This window comes from bacterium (assembly GCA_019695335.1).
GTDB lineage: Bacteria > CLD3 > CLD3 > SB21 > SB21 > JABWBZ01.
In genome coordinates this window covers 26928-45434 of record JAIBAF010000027.1, presented here as the reverse complement: position 1 = coordinate 45434, position 18507 = coordinate 26928, and the positions used below count along the sequence as shown (strand labels likewise).

The following is an 18507-nucleotide window of genomic DNA, read 5'->3' as shown; positions in this document are numbered from 1 at the left end:
TCTAAAAGATCATTGCCGGAAATGTCCGTTTTATTGCCCATACTGGCAAACATTGAAATGCCGAGATTGAGATCACGCGCAATTTCCAAAATGGCTACGCCTAAGGCGCCGCTCTGGGACATAAATCCGATGTTGCCGGGAATCGGCTGCGTCGGTGCGAATGTAGCATCCAGTTTAATGGCAGGGTTTGTATTGATCACGCCCATGCAATTGGGACCAATCATGCGCATCCCGTATTTTAGTAATACCGAAAACAATTGTTTTTCGCGCTCCAATCCTGTTTCTCCGATTTCTTTGAAACCGGCTGTTATGACCACGAGTCCTTTGATGCCTTTTTGGCCACATTCTTCAGCAACCTGCAAAACGAATTTGCTCGGCACAACGATAATGGCCAGATCGACCGGGTCGGGAATTTCCATTACCGATTTGTAGCATTTGATGCTGTGAACGACTTTGGCCTGCGGATTGACCGGAAAAATCGGACCTTGAAATTCGTACGCGATAAGATTACGAACAATTTCTTTTCCAATGGTACGATCTTTACTGGATGCGCCGATGACGGCGACCGATTGGGGACGAAAAATGGCGTCGAGTGCGTGCATAGTGAAACTCATTAAGGTTTAGGTAATTTATGGGTACGTGTTATTATAACGTTTATTTTGGTTCGTAGTAATAGTATTTTCATACGACTTTATTTCAAACATAAGCAGGATAATTTTATGAAGTTCCTCATCCTTAGCTTTTTACTTTTGCCATTTACGAATTTGTTTCTTACTGCGCAAACACAAATTGTTCTTCTCGGCACAGGCACGCCCAATGACGATCCGGAACGATTCGGTCCATCGATGGCTATTGTGGTCAATAACACGCCGTATGTAATCGATTGCGGACCCGGCGTGGTTCGCCGGGCAACGGCCGCTTATAAAAAAGGCATAACGGGTTTGGAAGTTTCCAAATTGAACCGCCTGTTTATCACACATCTTCATTCGGACCATACGTCAGGCTATCCTGATTTTATTTTTACGCCGGCTGTACTTGAGCGAAGCGAACCCTTGCAAGTCTTTGGTCCGGACGGGATCAAGGCCATGACGGGCCATATTATGAAAGCTTATGAACAAGACATCGATATACGGATTAACGGATTGGAACACGGTAAACAAGCGGCGTATGAAGTCAACGTTACTGAAGTTAAGCCGGGTGTGATTTACAAAGATTCTAATGTCACGGTCAAAGCGTTTTTGGTAAAACACGGTTCGTGGAAGGAAGCGTATGGTTACCGTTTTGAAACGCCGGATAAAGTGATTGTCATTTCCGGCGATTGTACGTTCAGTGAAAGTGTGATTGAAAACGCCAAAGGTTGCGATGTGTTGATTCATGAAGTTTATTCCGCAGATGGATTGACGCGGCGTCCGGCGAAATGGCAAAAATATCATTCGCAGTTTCATACGTCAACTACCGATGTAGCCAGGATTGCTTCCGTTGTGAAACCGAAACTGCTGATCCTCACGCATCAATTGATGTGGGACGTCCCTGAAGAATCACTGATCGACGAAGTCCGCAAGGGGTACGACGGAAAAATCATTTCCGGTCACGATCTGGATATCTATTGATTTCAAATCCTCTCAAATTTCGCCGTAAAGTGCCGCAAAAATTTCGGTTCATACGTAATCCGTAAACCGCGCGTGTGATCACGGTCTTTCAAGACGTTTTCAAATACTTCAATCGCATAGTCAATGTGGCTTTGGGTGTAGACTCGTCGCGGGATTGCGAGCCGGACAAGTTCCATCGCTGCCGGAATTAATTTCCCATTCGTATTATATTTTCCAAACATTACTGAACCGATTTCTACTGCTCGAACACCACCTTTAAGATAAAGCTCACACACCAACGCTTGACCCGGGTACTGTTCAACCGGAATGTTCGGATAAAATGCTTTGGCGTCGATGTATACGGCGTGGCCGCCTATAGGCCGTACAAGCGGTACGCCAAGTTGAGTCAGCTTGTCACCGAAATATTGTGTACTCCTGATTCTGTATTTCAAATAATGAGCGTCAAACACTTCTTCAAGCCCGACGGCAATGGCCTCCATGTCGCGGCCGGATAATCCTCCGTAAGTCGTATATCCTTCCGTAATGATCAATAAATTGGTACACGCATCCGCGAGTTCTTTATTTTTCAACGCAAGAAAACCTCCCATATTGACTAAACCGTCTTTTTTTGCGCTCATGATACAACCGTCGGCCAAGGCGAACATTTCCTGGGCGATCGTTCTGAATTTTTTGTGCGAATAGCCTTCTTCGCGATGATGAATGAAGTACGCATTTTCTGCAATACGGCAAGCGTCGATAATAAAAAGAATATGATGTTTTTTACAAATCCGGCTGACGGTCTGAGCATTTTCCATACTGACCGGCTGACCGCCACCGCTGTTATTCGTCACAGTGAGAATAACTGCAGCAATATTGGATGCGCCGTGCTTGGCGATCAAGGCTTCGAGAATCTGTGTGTCAATATTACCTTTGAAAGGATGTTCCAGCGCAGGATGTTTAGATTCTTCAACAGGACAATCGATGGCTGTTGCGCCGGAGAACTCAATATTGGCGCGTGTAGTATCAAAGTGCGTATTGCTGATAAAATATTTTCCTTTGCCACCGAGATAGCCGTACAAAATCCGCTCGGCGGCGCGGCCCTGGTGGGTCGGTAAAATATACGGATAACCAGTAAGGTCATGAATTGTGCGCTCCATCAATTCCCAGCTTTTGGCGCCAGCATAGGATTCATCGCCCTTCATCATGGCGCTCCATTGCCGTGCGCTCATGGCCGAAGTACCGCTGTCGGTCAGAAGATCGATCAAAACATGTTCTGATTTGAGTAAAAAAGGATTGTAATGTGCGGCTTCCAGATATTCGTGGCGTTCTTTTTCATTGGTCATGTAAACCGGTTCGACCATTTTTATCCGAAACGGTTCGATAATCGTCTTATATCGCATAAAGCCTCGATTCGATTAAGTGGAGTGATGAATATCGTATTCAAATTCCGGTGTATCCCAAATCGCCTCGTAACCTCGATTCTTGAGCATGGTGGCAATTTGTTTGGGAGATCGGTTGTCAGAAATTTCAAATTGTTCTAGCGATGACGAAAATAATGCATACCCGCCCGGATTGGTTTTCGAACCGGCGCTGAGCGATGTGACACCGAATGCAAAAGCTTCATCACGGAAATGCGCCTGTTCCCGCGTAGACAGCGACATTTCCAGGTTCGGATGGCACAAACGGTAGGCACACATCAATTGCAGTAACTGCTGATCGGTGATCGTCACATTCGGTATTATACTGCTTTCGGCCGGGCGCAAACGCGGAAATGAAATTGAACGGCGCGTGTGAGGGTATGTCTCTTCGATATAATGGAGATGCAATGCTGTAAAATATGCGTCGGTACGCCAATCCTCCAATCCTATCAACGTTCCAAGCCCGATTTTTTCAATACCGGCCAAAGCAATCCGGTCAGGCGTTTCCAGGCGATAATAAAAATGCGATTTCATCCCTTTAGGATGATAGAAGCGGTAATTCTCACGCCGATAGGTTTCCTGGTAAATATAGACGCCGTTAACGCCCTCGCCTTTGAGCGCCGCGTATTCGTCAAGAGTCAAAGGCTGCACTTCAATGGAAATTTTATTGAAATACAGACGTACGAGCTTAACGGCCTCGGCTAGATAGTTTGAGTCCGCATGACGCTTGGATTCGCCGGTCAGTAAAAGGATGTTGCGAATTCCGTGGTCGATCAGCACTCGAAGTTCACGAACGATCTGGTCAGCATTCAAAGTAATTCTTTGAATACGGTTATCAATTCGATATCCGCAGTACACGCAGCCGTTGTCGCAGAAATTTGATAAATAAAGAGGGGCATACAATTGAATCCGTTTTCCAAAATGTTGTTGAGTCATCGATCGGCTTTGCTCGAGCATGACAGGAAGGTAGGGCGCAGCTGCCGGTGAAACGAGGGCCATAAAATCCAGCAGGTCCCGTTCCGTATGTTGCAATGCACGTTCGACGTCGTCAGAACTTTGGGAATAGATCCGGTTATGGATATCATTCCAATCGTGCCAGTCGAATGTTTGCCGAAAACTCATGGTTGCAATTTTTTAAGGCCGGATCAGTTCTTCCATTTTTTCAACGGATAAAAATTGAATACGGTTATTCCGAATAGCGAGAATTTTGTCGTCAGACATTTTCTTTAATTGAACGATCAGAGCGCCCGGATCGGCGTTGACAAAATTTGCGAGATCATCCGTAGCAATCGAGACATTTAATTCATCCTGATCATTAAGCCCGTATGCCTGCTTCAGCATTAATAACATATCGGCCAAGCGGCCCGGGAGCGATGTTTCAGCGGCAAATTTGATTTTCTTTTCCATAAAGTCGATTCGGTCGGAAAGAAATTTCATTACACGCAACGAAAACTCCGGATTGCTTTTCATGAAATTGATGAAATCTTCTTTGGCAATGTAACAAACGGAAGATGCTTCGAGAACGTGCGCTGAATTGTGATAGGGTTGCCGCGTAACGGTAGCCGGTATTCCCAAGAGATCGCCCGGTTTAGCAAACTGTAAAATTCTCTCGACTCCTTTTACGTCTTTACGTGTAATTTTTATCACACCTGAGTAAACGCAAAATACACCCCGGGGTTCATCGCCTTCATGAAACATCACGGCGTTTTTTTCAAATTTTTCTACGGTTTTATTTTTTAAACCGGAATCCAACGCCTTCAGATCACAAACAGTGAACATCGTGTCCGGCATAACGGGACACGTCGAACAGATCAATTCACTTGGTTCTGATTTTGTTTTCATTGCACCCATCCTTTTTTATTCACAGCAACTTGAAACATGTGACGCTTTTTCAAGCGGCGTTTTCGGGCTTACGTAAGGAATACCCAGATTCAAACCTCGTAATATCAGCAAAATCGCGACGGTGGCCATGCCCACAGGGATCAGTCGCACCAACGTCCGTCTGAGCGTTAAACCAATAGACTGCCTGACCGCGTAAATGATTACCAACATCGGCATAGTGCCCAAACCAAAAAGGCCCATATATGCAAAACCATTCCATGCCCCGCTCGTAACGATGGCTCCGGCGAGAGCCATATACACCAGACCGCAAGGCAGGAAACCATTTAAAATGCCGATTGTAAAAAATGAACCGTACGAGCGGCTGCTCCATAATTTTTTAAAAATATTTCTAAATCTTTGGAAACGGCCGCCACTGGGCGAAAAAAGGAAGGGTTCGTAAAACTTTTTCGGAAGGAAAATAACGATCAGCAATAGGCTTCCAACGATAACGGATAAAATCTGTTGATACCCTGCCAGCCGGATGGTCGCACCCAATCCTCCGGCCACCAAACCCATCATAGCATACGTCAGCATTTTGCCGGCATTGTACGTCAGGCTTTCAGTCAGCATCGACCACCGGCTCGGCGATCCGTGCGGTAATGCTAAAACTAACGGGCCACACATACCTGCGCAATGAAAGCTGCCCAACACGCCTAATATAAAACCGGCTAAAATTTCCATGCACGTTCCTATTGTAGAGTTAAAATTTCTTCGTTGTAATAAGTGGCGGAATCCGCGGCCCAGCGAATTTGCATTTTCCAAAGTCCTTTAAAGAGGCGGTCAATCGATATGGATTGAGCCGCCGCTGCATCGACTTTGATCGGAACCACATAGTCGCCGTTGGAATTTGAAGGACGATAAAAAGTGACGCTTCCGCTGATAACCTGATGCTTCATCGATGAGGGAAATTGAAGCAGCACGCTTTTATTTTTTAATTCCCAGCGTAGCGGTTCCGATAAAGCTTGGGTACGTTTGACCATATCGATATGCTGCTGATAACGCACTTCATTGTCATAATAATTTGGCGCAACAAGTTCGACGGTTTGAAAACGCGAAAAAATCAGGAAGCCGATCATGCTTAGAGCGAATCCTGAATAAAGAATTGCAATACCGATACCCCAGTTTAATTTCATGGTTAATCCTTATTTCTTGATACCCGGCATCGGGCCAATAAAAGCTGTTTGGATTTCTTCTAATTTTATACTGCCACTGTATAAGCCTAACTTGATTGGTGTATTCGGTTTGGTTACTGAAGAAGCTTTCAATTCAATAATAAATGTAACTTCAATCAGAGCATCCGGAGGCAGTACAAGATCGTCGTAACCAATCAATTTGACGACACCCTCCGCATTCTCGAGTTTGATAGCCATCGGCAGACTGTTGAAAGTTTTGTTGACAATATTAGCCGTGTATAAATTCGAAATGTTGCCGTTTTCCGAAACTTGATAAAGCGAACCTTTTGCACGCAGTACGGTTGCTTCGATATCGTTACGCGTTAGCAATAACACAGTGACGATCGAAAGTAATACCGTTAAGATCGCCGAATATAAAATAATTCGAGGCGTGATGCCGAATTTTTGTCCTTGAGCAATTAAATTGATCGATGCATAACGGATCAGTTTTTTTGGACGTTTAATTTTTTCCATGACGGCGTCGCAGGCATCGATGCAGGCGGTACAATTCACGCATTCAAGTTGGGTACCGTTGCGAATATCAATGCCGGTTGGGCAAACTTGCACACACAGTTTACAATCGATGCAATCTCCCAAGTGCTCGGAACTATTTTTAGTGACGGCTCCTCGCGGCTCACCGCGTTTAAAATCGTAGGCTACGACAATAGAATTTTTGTCCAATAACACCGACTGCAACCGGCCATACGGACAAACATAAATACATGCTTGCTCGCGGAAACGGGCGAAGATACCGTAAAAAATCAAACTGAATGCCGTCATGAAAAACAATCCTACCCAATGTTCCTGCGGAGGATCGATAATGATTTTTCCAAGCGCATCGACGCCGATAATGTAAGCCAGAAGTATATTGCCGACGACGAACGACAATACGAAGAAAATGATATGCTTGATCGTTTTCTTCAGAATTTTTTCCGGTGTATTGGGAGATGCATCCAAAGTGCGTTGTTGAGCGGCGTCGCCTTCGATCAGGTATTCGATCTTACGAAACACCATTTCCATGAACACGGTTTGCGGACATGCCCAGCCGCACCACACACGCCCAAAAACCGCTGTAAACAGCACGATAAAAATAATAAGGCTGAGAAAAGCGAGCGCGAAAATGTGAAAATCCTGCGGCCAGAACGCCAGTCCAAACAAGATAAATTTGCGTTCGACAACATTCAGCAGCACGAACGGATGGCCATTGTATTGGATAAACGGTACACCGATCATAATAGCAATGAGCAATACCGAAAACCATGCGCGTAAACGATGAAACGTACCTTTAGGTTTCTTGGGATAGATCCAAATGCGATGGCCGCTTTTATCGATATTGGCGACACGATCACGGAATGCTTCCGGCGATTTGGCCTGTGTCGCATCCGCTTGTTGGTCTAATTCTGTCATGCGTTTCCTTTAATAGGCATAGGCGAGGGTGATTTCGAATTGTGCAGCAGATATTCGATTCCAGCGCCCATAACTTCTTTCCACGCTCTCTCAAGCTTAAAATTATACTGCGGATCATGTTTTTTTAGCGTTTGAAGCAGGCTATCGAGCCAGTAATCATAATATTCTTCCGTCACATTCAACTGCCGGTGAATTTTCGAAATATGATCCAACGCGATTTTGCCGATGGCATTACCGCCGGCAAACATGATCATCATCGTTACGCCTTTGTCCAAAAGTTTTTTTTGTTTTTCCATATCCGACTTACGAAACATATACGCGATTTGAGGAGAACGGCTCATAAATATATCGTAAAAATCGTCGAAAAATTTTTTCCTTATCGCGCATCGTGAGTAACTGTCGTGTACGATGTCATAATAATGAAGTGCTTCCATTTTAGTCGTCCTGTTCAATTTCTTAAGCCTCTGAAAGATTCAAAGGTTATTCTATCAGCTTATTTTGCCAATGTTCCTTGAGGTGCTTTGGCGTTAGGCGGATTTGTTCCGTGCAACGTCATTACATAACTTCCAACATGGAGCATTTCTTCTTGTTTCAGTATTTTGCCCCACGCCAGCATGCCTTTTTCGGGAACGCCTTTAATAATCGTTTTCATGATATTATTAATACCGTTGCCATGAATCCAATAGTCGTCGGTCAAATTGGGTCCAATTCCGCCTTCGCCTTTTTGCCCGTGGCACACGACGCAATTTTTCACCCAGACTTCATGGCCTTTTTGCAACGCCGGTTGATCGGTCAGCGCCGTAAAATCGTAGACGATTTCTTTTTCTTCTTCTTTGGGTTTGAGAACAACGCCTGATAGCATCGACTTAGGCGTTATCTCCGGACGGTTGGAATAATAAGGATTCCGATAACCCGGTAGAATTTCGGCGTGAACGTAGCCGGGGTCTTTTTCTTTGATCCATGTTTGATCGTATTCTTTTTTGAACTCATCGAAGGAACGATCGCCGATTTCAAATACATGGTAATATAAAACGTATACCACGCTCCAGACGATCGTTATGAAAAACAAATTGACCCACCACGGCGGCAAAGGATTATCATATTCCCGGATGCCGTCGTAATCATGATCGAATAATTTATCTTCAACTTTAGCCATGGATTTTTCCTCCGTTGTTGGATGACATGATAGGATGATCGAGCGGCATTTCTTCCATATATCGCACATGCGTGCGATCCATACGTACCAACCACATAATAACCAGCATAAAAAACGTGAAAAAAATCAGTAATGCCAGTATCGGGAAGAATGCAACGCCATCGATCAGTTCAAAAACATGTTTATACATAAATTCCTCATTATTTCTGAGTTGCGCGAATATCGGTTCCCAAGCGTTGTAAATAGGCAATCAACGCAATAATTTCTTTATCGGACGTGATCGGAATACCGGCCTGCTGTAATTCAGTCGCAATTTGTTCCGCTTGCGTAGCCAGTTCTTGCTGTGCAATCTGATCGTACCCTTCTTCGTATGGTACACCGAGTTTTTGCATAGCGCGGATTTTGCCCGGCGTCAGCGAGACATCGAGCGTGTTGTCATTCAACCAAGGGTAAGGCGGCATGATCGATCCCGGCGACATGGTTCTTGGGTCCAACATATGATGGTAATGCCATGCATGCGGATATTTTCCGCCGATACGATGCAGATCGGGTCCGGTGCGTTTTGAACCCCATTGGAACGGATGGTCGTACACGAATTCGCCCGCTTTGGAATAAGCATCCGGATAACCTCCATAACGTTCAACTTCCGATCGGAAGGGGCGAACCATCTGTGAATGGCAGACATAACAGCCTTCGCGGATATAAATGTCACGGCCTTCGAGTTCGAGCGGCGTGTACGGTTTGACGCTGGCAATGGTTGGAATATTGGATTCTACGACGAATGTCGGTATCAATTCGAAAATTCCGCCGACTAAAATCACCACGAGCGAAGCCACGAGGAATGGAATGGGTTTTTTCTCGATCCAATGATGCCAGTGCCCATTGGACGAAGCGCCGTGTTCATTCGTTAATGCAGGAGCCTGTGCTTCTTCATTGGCAACGAATTTTCCTTGTTTAATGGTTTTGTAAACATTGTAGAATAATACGAAAATCCCTGCGAAATACAATGTTCCGCCAATAGAACGGATCACATACATCGGAATGATCTGGGTAACCGTTTCGAGGAAATTCGGATATTGCAGAAAACCTTCCGGTGTAAATTGTTTCCACATCAATCCCTGGGTAATGCCGGCCCAATACATCGGTACGGCGTAAAAAATAATTCCAAGGAAGCTGATCCAGAAATGAGCATTTGCCAGTTTATTGGAATAAAGATTTGTGTTATACAAACGCGGGATCAGCCAGTAAACGAGACCAAACGTCAGAAAACCGTTCCATCCCAATGCGCCGATATGTACGTGGGCAATGGTCCAGTCGGTGAAATGCGATAACGCATTGATACTCTTGACGGAAAGCATCGGGCCTTCAAACGTCGCCATGCCATACGCGGTTATGGCAACGACCATAAATTTGAGCACAGGTTCTTCGCGAACTTTATCCCATGCGCCGCGCAGTGTTAGTAACCCGTTTAACATGCCGCCCCACGAAGGAGCGATCAACATCACAGAAAAAACCGTACCGAGTGACTGAGCCCAGTCAGGTAATGAGGTGTAGAGCAAATGATGCGGTCCCGCCCAGATATATAAAAAGATCAATGCCCAGAAGTGAATGATTGAAAGGCGGTACGAATAGACCGGTCGATTCGCAGCCTTGGGCATAAAGTAATACATCAGTCCGAGATAAGGCGTGGTTAAGAAAAAGGCCACGGCATTATGACCGTACCACCATTGTGTCAATGCGTCCTGTACGCCGGCAAATATGGAATAGCTTTTTGTCCAGCTTACAGGTAATTCAAGCGAATTGACAACATGCAGTACCGTCACCGTTACCCATGTCGCAATGTAAAACCAAATGGCGACATACATGTGCCGTTCGCGGCGTTTGATGATCGTGCCGAACATGTTAATGCCGAAAACGATCCAAACAAGCGCGATGGCAATATCAATTGGCCATTCGAGCTCTGCGTATTCCTTACTTGTCGTAATACCGAGCGGAAGCGTAACGGCTGCCGCAACAATAATGAGTTGCCATCCCCAGAAATGCAAATGGCTCAACGTATCGTTGAACATTCGCGCTTTGCACAGCCGCTGAAGGGAATAATACAATCCCATAAAAATACCGTTGCCGACGAATGCAAAAATGACGGCATTGGTGTGCAGCGGACGGAGGCGGCTGAACGTAATGTAAGGAATGCCGAAATTAAACTCCGGCAAATACAATTGAATTGCAATGATCAGTCCGACCAACATACCGACGGCGCCCCATACTATCGTGGCAATCGTGAAGAGGCGGACGATGTTATTGTCGTAACTGAACGTTTGCAAGTTACCCGCAACTTGGACGTTACGGGCGACGGATTCTTTCTCCATATGTTATTTCTCCTTCTCCGAATTGGAATTTAATGGGGAAGAGGGTTTATTTTTTTCATCCATAAGTATGCGTACCGAGGGAGCGTAAGTATCTTCAAATTGACCGTTTCTAACCGCCCACAAAAACGCAATGAGAAATCCTGTGGCAACGGTTAGGCTAACGGCAATGAGTACAATAATAACGCTCATAAATTTTAATTCGTATGATTGACAACTGATGACTCAACAGCGTCCATCGAATTGAGTTTATTTTTTTTCGCTGACCATGTTACAGCCAGTACGGTGAAACTGACTACAGAAATGGCGCTGATCGGCATAATGACCGCCGCGATGACCGGCGCGAGAAGACCTTGTACTGCAAAACTCAACGCTATAAAATTATAAGTCAATGTGAGTGCAAACGCGGCGTATACAATTTTCTTGCTGCGTTTGGCCAGTGTGATAAAACGAAGTAACGTTTTTAACTGGCTCGTTTCCATAATGGCATCGCTGCTCGGCGTAAATGAAGCCGTATTTTCCGTAATGGCGATACCGACGTCGCTTTGTTTTAACGCGCCTGCATCGTTAAGGCCGTCGCCGATCATCATCACGTGATGTCCTTCGGCTTGAAGCTGGCGCACGTAATTTAATTTGTCGATCGGCAGTTGATTAAATTTCATCTCGGCGCGATGACCAAAAAGTTCCTTCAGTGATTCGCTTTCACGATCATTGTCGCCCGAGAGTATAACAACCCGTATGGATGCCGGCAGCGACACGGCTAATTCTTTTGCTCCTTGCCGATATTCCGATCCGATCGAAAACCAACCTTTCACTATGTAGTTTATGGCAACAAATACGCGCGTACCGGCGTCGGTCGCATGGGACTTCATTTCATTACTACCGCTGATCCAACGGTAAGAACCGATTTGTATTAATTTGTTTTGAATTTTGGCCTGCACGCCGCAACCCTGGATTTCTTCAAAATTTTCAATAGGCTGTAGTTCCACTTCCGACAAGGATTCGAAGATCCGGCGGCTCATCGGATGCGTAGACTGGCGGGCAAGCGATTTGACCAGCGATTGTTCTTCGTGTGTCAATGCGACGCCTTCATATTTCAGTGTGCCGGTTTGCGTCAGCGTCAACGTCCCGGTTTTGTCGAACACCATTGTGTCGACGGTCGCCAAACGTTCAACGACTTTTTCATTTTTCAAAAATAATTTATTGGAGGCGAATACGCGTAAAGTTGTACCAAAAGTGAACGGTACGGATAACGGTAATCCGCAGCCACACGAGACGATGAGTACGGATGTAAAAACATTCGCCGCCAATGAGGGTTCGTAAATAATCCAAAAGATTGCCGTTAATAAAGCAATAGCCAGAATACTGAACGTGAAATAATGAGCAACTTTTTCGGAAATTGTTGTAATGCGGCTTGTGTGGCGGATGAATATGTCCTGATTCCATAGCTGTGTCAGATAACTTTGCGACACGTCTTTGATGACCTCAATCTCGATCAGGCCGCCGGTTTGTTTGCCGCCTGCAAACAATCGTTCGTTTTTTGTAACGCGTACCGGCGCCGATTCTCCAGTGACAAAACTATAATCGATCAACGCTTCGTCGCTCAGCAAAATGCTGTCGGCAGGGATCAGTTCGTGATGACGTATCAAAAGCTTGTCGCCAATACGGATATCGTCGATAGGAACGCTTTTTTCAGAGGAAGGTTCTTTTCGGATGACAGCGATAGGGAAGTATGAACGATAATTCCGCTCAAAAGATAATGAATGAAACGTTTTTTTCTGAAAAATTTTGCCAAGTAGTAAAAAAAATGCCAAGCCGGCGAGAGAATCGAGATAGCCCGAACCGGTTGCCGTGATAATTTCATAGATGCTGCGCAGAATTAACGTCGAAATACCGATGGCAATAGGAACATCCATGGTAATAACTTTTTGACGAATACTTGTTATAGCGGATTTGAAATAATCACTTATGCTGTAGAGCACCGGCACACTCAATGCGATACTGAGATATCCGAAAAATGCTCGGAAATCAGCATCCAACGTACCGCCAGATAAATATTCAGGCAAAGCAATCAGCATGATGTTGCCGAAACAAAAAGCGGCAATACCCAGCTTGATGTAGAGAGAACGTTCGACGACTGCACGATTGGGACGATCGTTTTCGGTTTGCGAAAAATCCGGTGTATATCCGATGGCCGCGAGTAATTCGGCTACGGCACGCAGCGACGTTTTGGTTTCGTCGAAAGTAAGGGATACTTCCTTGCGTAAGAAATTAACCTGAGAATTTAAAATACCAAGGTCGAGTTTAGTCAAATTTTCCAAAAGCCAGATACAGGCGCTGCAATGAATTTGCGGGAGAAAAAGCGTCACTCGGGCAAAGTTGTCTTGGCGGAATTGGATGATTTTTTCCAGGATAGTTGGATTGTCGAGATACTCGAATCGAACGTCTTTGGAAGCTATCGGCGTAATACGTCCTTCTTCGGTAAACGCATAATAGTCGGTCATGTCGTTGTCGGCGAGTAATTGATACACCCAGCGGCATCCATTGCAACAGAAAATTTTATCTGCAACGGCAATCGTCGAGTCTTCACAGCGTTCACCGCAATGAAAGCATGCGACGGTTGAATCTTTTACTCCGACCTCCGTCACATCGGTCTGGGTAATAGAAATCACTTCGCTTTGTTTTCTGTCACTCATAGCGTTTTAAATCGGACGTGTGGTTACGTCCTGAAAAATCCAATGCAAATTACATTAAGTTCTTAAAAAAATAAGAGGATGGCTATGCTTTTCCAATGACCAACTTCAGAGGAAAACATGATTTTTGTCATGTTTTCCGATGATGGCATATGACTAATCATAAATTTCGTATCTACATACACATATCGTACAAAAATAAACCCTTGCTTTTACCTCAAAGATTAGCGTTATTGCTTGCGACCTTGTTCTTACCTTTTTTCCATCCCTTGCTCATCAATGAGCCGAAAGATAAGCTTCTATAACCTGGAAGTTGAATTTCTGTTTTCTTAAAGAGCACAAATCAAAAAAAATTACTGGTAAAGCCACTTTCCATTTTTATAAAACAGGAGGATTCTTATGAATCTTATTCGGCTATCTTGCATTTTTTTATCGCTGACATGGGTTTTAAGTTTAAGTGCACAGCAATGGGTTCCTTATACCGGAACAATTCCGGCCGATGCCGTTGTTGGAGGAACTGAAAACGGAAAGCCGTTGTACGTCGGACGCGTCCCATTCAAAGGAGGAATTCATCCGGGCAAAATTCTTCCGGGCGGTATTTGCAATATCGGTTGGGGTGGAAAGGAATATTCTTTTAACCAAGGATTTGAGGTTCTGGTCGCTCCGCCGAATTCTACTGCCTGGGTAGAATATAAAGGCAAAGTGCCAACCGATGTCGTACTCGGTGGGTACAATGATGCCAGCAAAACCCCGCTATATGTGGCCAAACATGCTTACATGGGCGGAGAGCATCCCGGAAAACTTTGGGCAAACGCTTGCAATATTGGTTACGGCGGCGCAGAAATCGTTCTCAAGGACAAAATTTTTATTTTAGTTTCGGTTAAACCTTCCGTGTCGATGACCGAAGGTTTTTCGTCAAAAGGACAACAAGGTCAATACACTTCATGGAGTGAAAAATGGCAATTACCCGTTCCGGGAAAATCGGCCATTCTTTTCAAAGCAGCCGCTAAAAACGATATTCACATTGCGATTTCAGACGCGATGGCGACCATCGATCCGATGTATGAAATTGTTATCGGCGGTTGGGGCAATACCAAAAGTGTCATTCGCCGGAACGCGCAGGGGCAATCGATCCAGGAAGCCGCCGGAGCCGTGCGCAAGCCGAGCGTTGCGGACGATTATTGGGTGATGGTCGATAAAGATAAAGGAACTATTTCGGCCGGTTACGGTACTACGGCCGGACAAAATGTGATCATCGAAACAAAAGATTATTATTTCCTCAGCAGTGTGAAGTATTTTGCCGTATCGAGTTGGGACACACCGATCGAATATTCCAATGTTCGTTCGATGCCGCTGGCCGGCGAAAAGTCAGCCGGAGTATACGTACGTACGATAAGTGAAGAATATTTCCCGGGTCAAACCGTTGTCGTGGAATACAATGACTTTCCGGACAACGGGAGCGCATGGATCAACATCGTTCCAAAAAACACGCCGGATACCGAATGGGGCAATTATCAACATACGAATGGAAAATCCGGCAAACTCGAATTTGAATTTGTATTTAATCCTGGCGACTACGAAGTGCGCGGATATTTCAGCGGTACCGATTATACAGTGAAAGCACGGCATTCGTTCAGAGTGGTCAGCGGAGGACAATAGCTGTAATTCTGCAATTTTAAAAATTACGAATAGATTTCACTAGAGCGGAACAATGTTCCGCTTTTTTTTCGGTTTCATTGAAAAAGAAATTTCCAATTGCGAAATCAAAAAGCATTGTTTACAATAACAGATAACGGTTGCACTGAATCAGTATCGAGGAGAACACGCATTGAACGATGCCATGAAAAAATTTCCAATTATCTATGAGACGCCGGTTGCCTGGGGTGAGATGGATGCGCTGGGACACGTTAATAATATTATTTATTTTCGTTATTTTGAATGTGCACGTGCAAAATATTTTGATGCGATGGGAGTATGGGACTATATCAAATCGCACGGCATTGGCATGATCCTTCATTCAACGGCGTGTCGTTTCCGAAAGCCTATATCGTATCCGGACAAGGTTTCTGTCGGAACACGTACGACCGAGGTTGCCGAAGATCGTTTTGTGATGGAGTATGCCGTCTACAGTCATACGATGCAGGCGATTGCGGCCGAAGGCTCAGGCATTATTGTGGTCTACGACTACAATAAAAATCAAAAATGCCCGATGCCTAAGGAATTAAAGGAAGCCATTGAACGGATCGAAAATATAACTATCCCGTGAACTTATACCCAAGTCTATGGATGGTCACGAAATATTGAGGATGTTTTGAATTAGGTTCGAGTTTTTGACGCAGCCATGCTATATGAACATCCACGGTTCGCGTCGTAATATTTTCATCGTAGCTCCACACATGTTCAAGCAGTTCATTGCGAGTAAGAGTTGCGCCGCGGTTTTCAATCATATATTTTAACAAACGATATTCTTGCGCCGACAACTCGATCAATTGCCCGTCTTTTTTAATTTCGGCCTTTCTGAAATTTACTTCGACATTTCCGAAAGTAAATCCCTCACCGGATGGCGTTTTGCTGTTTGGTGCACGTCGCAGCAACGCTTCGACGCGTGCCAGTAATTCGCTCATGTCAAAAGGTTTGGTCAAATAATCATCGGCTCCGAGTTTAAGGCCGACCACTTTGTCGGTAATCTGTCCGCGAGCCGTAAGCATGAGAATGGGCGTCGTGTTACCGGCGGTGCGCAAGTCACGGCATACGTCGAAACCGTTTTTTTGAGGGAGCATGACGTCGAGGATAATGGCATCGTACGATGAAGCGGTAGCCTTGGTCAATCCGGCGACGCCATCCGAGGCCGTATCGGTTTCAAAGCCTTCGCTTTTGAGACGGTCGGATAAGGTGAGGACCAATCCCGGTTCGTCTTCGATGAGCAAGATTCGCTTCATTGTTCTTTGGGTAAATAAATCGTAACGGTTGTACCGTGATCAACCATGCTGGTAATGGAAACATGTCCGCCGTGTTGTTCAATAATTTTTTTGACAATACTCAAACCGAGCCCGTTGCCGTGAATTTGGGAATCACGGACATTTTGCGTACGATAAAACGGTTCGAACACCATGGACAATTCTTTCGGGTCGATTCCCATGCCATGATCTTTCACGAGAATTGAAAGACTTTGATCGTTTTCAATAACGTTGATGACAACGCTGCCATTTTCCAGGCTGTATTTGATGGCATTGTTGAGAACATTATGGAGCGCCGATTTCAGCGCGTAATAATCGCCAACGATCTGAACGCCATCGCAAGGCGGCGCTGTTACGCTAATATTTTTTTTAGAACTTTGTAGCTCGATATCGTTCAATAAGTCATCCAGTAATTCGTGCAGCGCAATTGTTTCTTTCTTTAAAAGCTTTTTACCGGATTCAATACCGGCATAGTCGAGTACTTGTTCGACCATTTCGGAAAGGAATGTTCCCTGATCGCGAACTAATTTTCCATATTGAGTAATCTGCTCTTCCGATTTAACGACGCCGTCAGCTAAATTTTCACCGGCCGATTTCAATACAGTCAACGGCGTACGTAGTTCGTGCGTTACTCCTGCAACAAATTCCATCCTGCGCCTGGCGAGAAATTGTTCGCGCCGTAAACTTATGACAAGTACCACTACGCTGGCTCCCAAAACCAGCAGAATGCCGGAACTAATCGCAAGGTTTTTAAATCGGATTTGTGCCACTGCCGCTTCGAGAGAACCCGATCGGTGTTTGATCCGTAGCTCCCAATATGACAACGAATCGGCTTCGGTATCCTGCCAATCATTGATTTCATGCCGGATTGCCGTTGATTTAGCATCGTTAATTTCAATGGAAGTGGCGACTTTGGTCACGCCTTTCAGCTTTATGCTGGGAGCTCGTTCGCTGACCGTAACCATAAAAAAATCTTGCATGCGAATACGGGCAATGGGATTGACAATATCGGATGATTCAGTTTGCTCGAAAACCGTTTCAGAATCGTTGGAATAAAAGATATTTTTGGTGGAAGGATTAACAATCGTCAGGTGGTACGTTTCATTGTCACCGGGCGGAAAATGCTGAGCAAGTAAACTGGGGATTAATTGCGTCCGAAGATAACTTTCGTCCAATTCCAGGATCACAAATTCACTGATCTGTGCACGAAGCGGCAATCGTACAAATTTAGTAACAGGGTTGAGCGTAAGAATGAGAAATGGAAAATCGTCCAGAACCGGCCCATGAAAAATAAAAATCCGATTGACCTTCGATGAATCTTTTTCTCGAATCTTCATCCTGCTGTCAAACCGTTTCTTGACCGACTGGAACTTCGTATCCCATGGAATGGCCTTCAATGAATCGGAGTCGGACATCCACTGCAATAACTCAAGAGATTGTCGATTCGAGTAGGTAGTGTAGTAAACGTTTTTCAGCAGTTGAGGGTTTTTAGAATTGGCGATCCATTGTTTATAGCATGACGATAAAAATATTTTTGGCGGTACTGTCTCGTCAGGATAACGCGATTGAAATGCCGAATACAACTGTGTAATGTCTTTGTCAAAATCGTCCGCAAAACGACCGGCGCCGATCTTAAGATTTGCACGCATCTGCGCCAACTCGCCTTCACTTAATTGCCCTAACCACCGGTATTGAATAATAGCCAGCAGGATCAGCAAAACACCTAACACGCTGAGCGTAGTAACGGTTATGGAAACATGTTTAGTCATCGTAACAGCAAAGTAGCAAATAAAGCGAATTACGGCAAATAAATTTCAGCTTTCGAAGCTTCATTCGCGAGATTTTACATTCTTTACAACTCTTTATCA

At 44.9% G+C, this 18507-nt stretch carries 18 protein-coding genes and 1 pseudogene; 3 read left to right on the top strand and 16 right to left on the bottom strand.

Features of this window, described 5'->3' with window-relative positions; genetic code table 11:
• A partial coding sequence (locus K1X84_08800; protein MBX7151726.1) for a CoA-binding protein occupies positions 1-602 on the bottom strand: 602 nt, incomplete at its 3' end.
• A gap of 117 nt (positions 603-719) precedes the next feature.
• Between K1X84_08800 and K1X84_08795 the strand changes: the two genes are divergently transcribed.
• The gene (locus tag K1X84_08795; protein MBX7151725.1) at positions 720-1610 is read left to right on the top strand and encodes an MBL fold metallo-hydrolase; all 891 of its coding nucleotides are present in this window, start codon (positions 720-722) and stop codon (positions 1608-1610) included.
• 2 nt (positions 1611-1612) lie between these two features.
• On the opposite strand, the gene K1X84_08790 is transcribed toward K1X84_08795, so the two are convergent.
• From K1X84_08790 to K1X84_08730, 13 genes and pseudogenes are all read right to left on the bottom strand, one after another.
• Positions 1613-2989, bottom strand: coding sequence for a tryptophanase (locus tag K1X84_08790; protein ID MBX7151724.1), 1377 nt, complete (start codon positions 2987-2989; stop codon positions 1613-1615).
• A 15-nt stretch (positions 2990-3004) separates the two neighbouring features.
• On the bottom strand, positions 3005-4129 hold the full coding sequence (gene thiH / locus K1X84_08785) for a 2-iminoacetate synthase ThiH (protein MBX7151723.1): 1125 nt from the start codon (positions 4127-4129) through the stop codon (positions 3005-3007).
• A 12-nt stretch (positions 4130-4141) separates the two neighbouring features.
• Positions 4142-4849, bottom strand: a complete 708-nt coding sequence (locus tag K1X84_08780; GenBank protein MBX7151722.1) for a Crp/Fnr family transcriptional regulator — start codon at positions 4847-4849, stop codon at positions 4142-4144.
• A gap of 15 nt (positions 4850-4864) precedes the next feature.
• Positions 4865-5569: a sulfite exporter TauE/SafE family protein gene (locus tag K1X84_08775; protein ID MBX7151721.1), complete on the bottom strand. Its 705-nt coding sequence runs from the start codon at positions 5567-5569 to the stop codon at positions 4865-4867.
• Positions 5570-5577: 8 nt separating this feature from the next.
• Entirely contained in the window at positions 5578-6021 is a 444-nt protein-coding gene (locus tag K1X84_08770; GenBank protein ID MBX7151720.1) for a FixH family protein, read from the bottom strand.
• 9 nt (positions 6022-6030) lie between these two features.
• Complete coding sequence (gene ccoG / locus K1X84_08765) at positions 6031-7467, bottom strand: cytochrome c oxidase accessory protein CcoG (protein MBX7151719.1); 1437 nt, start codon at positions 7465-7467, stop codon at positions 6031-6033.
• Complete coding sequence (locus K1X84_08760; protein ID MBX7151718.1) at positions 7464-7901, bottom strand: globin; 438 nt, start codon at positions 7899-7901, stop codon at positions 7464-7466. The genes ccoG and K1X84_08760 overlap by 4 nt, the downstream gene beginning before the upstream one ends.
• Positions 7902-7960: 59 nt before the next feature.
• A complete protein-coding gene (locus K1X84_08755; protein ID MBX7151717.1) occupies positions 7961-8329 on the bottom strand; it encodes a c-type cytochrome in 369 nt (122 codons plus the stop codon).
• A gap of 150 nt (positions 8330-8479) precedes the next feature.
• Positions 8480-8692: pseudogene (locus tag K1X84_08750) on the bottom strand (hypothetical protein).
• Positions 8616-8813 carry a cytochrome C oxidase Cbb3 gene (locus K1X84_08745; protein MBX7151716.1) on the bottom strand — a complete coding sequence of 66 codons (198 nt, stop codon included), beginning with the start codon at positions 8811-8813 and terminating at the stop codon, positions 8616-8618. Before K1X84_08745 ends, K1X84_08750 begins: the two are co-directional and overlap by 77 nt.
• A 10-nt stretch (positions 8814-8823) precedes the next feature.
• Positions 8824-10992 (bottom strand): cytochrome-c oxidase, cbb3-type subunit I, encoded by a 2169-nt coding sequence (gene ccoN, locus K1X84_08740; protein ID MBX7151715.1) that lies wholly within the window; start codon positions 10990-10992, stop codon positions 8824-8826.
• Between the two features lie 3 nt (positions 10993-10995).
• The gene (gene ccoS, locus K1X84_08735; protein ID MBX7151714.1) at positions 10996-11181 is read right to left on the bottom strand and encodes a cbb3-type cytochrome oxidase assembly protein CcoS; all 186 of its coding nucleotides are present in this window, start codon (positions 11179-11181) and stop codon (positions 10996-10998) included.
• A 5-nt stretch (positions 11182-11186) separates the two neighbouring features.
• Positions 11187-13685, bottom strand: a complete 2499-nt coding sequence (locus tag K1X84_08730; GenBank protein MBX7151713.1) for a heavy metal translocating P-type ATPase metal-binding domain-containing protein — start codon at positions 13683-13685, stop codon at positions 11187-11189.
• A gap of 396 nt (positions 13686-14081) precedes the next feature.
• On the opposite strand from K1X84_08730, the gene K1X84_08725 reads away from it, so the two are divergent.
• Both K1X84_08725 and K1X84_08720 read left to right on the top strand, forming a co-directional pair.
• The gene (locus tag K1X84_08725) at positions 14082-15341 is read left to right on the top strand and encodes a DUF3421 domain-containing protein (GenBank protein MBX7151712.1); all 1260 of its coding nucleotides are present in this window, start codon (positions 14082-14084) and stop codon (positions 15339-15341) included.
• Between the two features lie 169 nt (positions 15342-15510).
• Positions 15511-15948 carry an acyl-CoA thioesterase gene (locus tag K1X84_08720; GenBank protein ID MBX7151711.1) on the top strand — a complete coding sequence of 146 codons (438 nt, stop codon included), beginning with the start codon at positions 15511-15513 and terminating at the stop codon, positions 15946-15948.
• On the opposite strand, the gene K1X84_08715 is transcribed toward K1X84_08720, so the two are convergent.
• Together K1X84_08715 and K1X84_08710 are read right to left on the bottom strand one after the other, a co-directional pair.
• Complete coding sequence (locus tag K1X84_08715) at positions 15938-16621, bottom strand: response regulator transcription factor (protein ID MBX7151710.1); 684 nt, start codon at positions 16619-16621, stop codon at positions 15938-15940. The genes K1X84_08720 and K1X84_08715 overlap by 11 nt on opposite strands.
• Positions 16618-18408: a HAMP domain-containing histidine kinase gene (locus K1X84_08710; GenBank protein ID MBX7151709.1), complete on the bottom strand. Its 1791-nt coding sequence runs from the start codon at positions 18406-18408 to the stop codon at positions 16618-16620. The genes K1X84_08715 and K1X84_08710 overlap by 4 nt, the downstream gene beginning before the upstream one ends.
• Positions 18409-18507 lie beyond the last annotated feature (99 nt).